A 1,392-nucleotide genomic window follows, 5' to 3' on the forward strand; every position below is an offset into this window, starting at 1 on the left:
CGGGTCTGTCAAGAAAACGGTGTAACTCGATGTTTTGAGGGTTAGTTGCGGCCCGCGGACAGGCGGCCGTCGAAGGCCAGGTCGAAGGCGTTGAGTGCGGGTTTCCAGCGGGTGATCCAGCGGCGGCGGCCGGTGCCGGTCGGGTCGAGGGCCATCACGGCGAGGTAGACACATTTCAGGGCGGCTTGTTCGTTCGGGAAGTGCCCGCGAGCTCGCACGGCGCGGCGGATCCGGGCGTTCACGCTCTCGATGGCGTTGGTCGAGCAGACGACTGTGCGGATCTCGGTGTCGAAGGCCAGGAACGGCACGAACTCGGCCCAGGCGTTGGTCCACAGCCTGACGATCGCCGGATACTTCTCGCCCCAGGTCTCGGCGAACTCGAGGAAACGTTGCTCCGCGGCGGCCTCGGTCGGTGCTGTGTACACCGGCTTCAACGCTTTCGCGATGGCGTCCCAGTGCTGGCGGGACGCGTATTTGAACGAGTTGCGCAGCAGGTGCACCACGCAGGTCTGCACCACCGTTCTGGGCCAGACAGTGTTGATGGCATCCGGCAGGCCGGTCAGCCCGTCGCAGACGGCCATCAGCACGTCCTCGACGCCGCGGTTCTTCAGCTCGGTGCACACGGCCAGCCAGAACTTGGCGCCTTCACCGCCGTCACCGGCCCACAGCCCGAGGATGTCGCGGGTGCCCTCTGCGGTGACCGCGAGGGCCACGTAGATGGGCCGGTTGGCGACTTTCCCGTCCCGGATCTTGACGTTGATAGCGTCCAGGAAAACGACTGGATAAACCCGGTCCAGCGGCCGGTTCTGCCACTCGGCCATGCCGTCCATGACCTTGTCGGTGATCGTGGAGATCGTCTGCCGCGACACGTCAGCGCCATACACCTCGGCCAGGTGAGCGCTGATCTCCCCGGTCGTCAGGCCCTTCGCCGACAGCGACAGGACCATGTCTTCCACCCCGGTCAGCCGGCGTTGCCGCTTCTTGACGATCTGCGGCTCGAAGCTGCTGTCGCGATCGCGTGGGACGGTGATCTCGACCGGGCCGACATCGGTGAGCACCATCTTGGCCCGGGCCCCGTTGCGGGAGTTCCCGCCGTCTTTACCGGCCGGATCGTGCTTGTCATAGCCGAGATGGTCGGTGATCTCCCCGTCCAGAGCGGCCTCGATCACCCGCTTGGTCAACTGCTGCAGCAGACCGCCTTCGCCGGTCAACTGCAGGCCCGCTGCGCGGGCCTGCTCCACCAGCCGGCCCACCAACTCGGCGTCCACACCCTCCGGCGTGGTCACCGGATCCTTCTTCTTCGCCACCGTCGAAGTATCCATGGCGGCCTCGCTCATCACGGTCATCAGGTGTCTCCTTGATTAGGAGTTACACCGTTTTTCTTACAGACCC

Annotated in this window: 1 protein-coding gene; it reads right to left on the reverse strand. The window is 65.3% G+C overall.

Annotated features, from left to right (window positions below; translation table 11 throughout):
• Positions 1-41 precede the first annotated feature (41 nt).
• Positions 42-1,346: an IS256 family transposase gene (locus ACZ3I4_RS47855; protein WP_465388846.1), complete on the reverse strand. Its 1,305-nt coding sequence runs from the start codon at positions 1,344-1,346 to the stop codon at positions 42-44.
• Positions 1,347-1,392: the final 46 nt, after the last annotated feature.

Source organism: Actinoplanes sp. NPDC021490 (genome assembly GCF_055562135.1).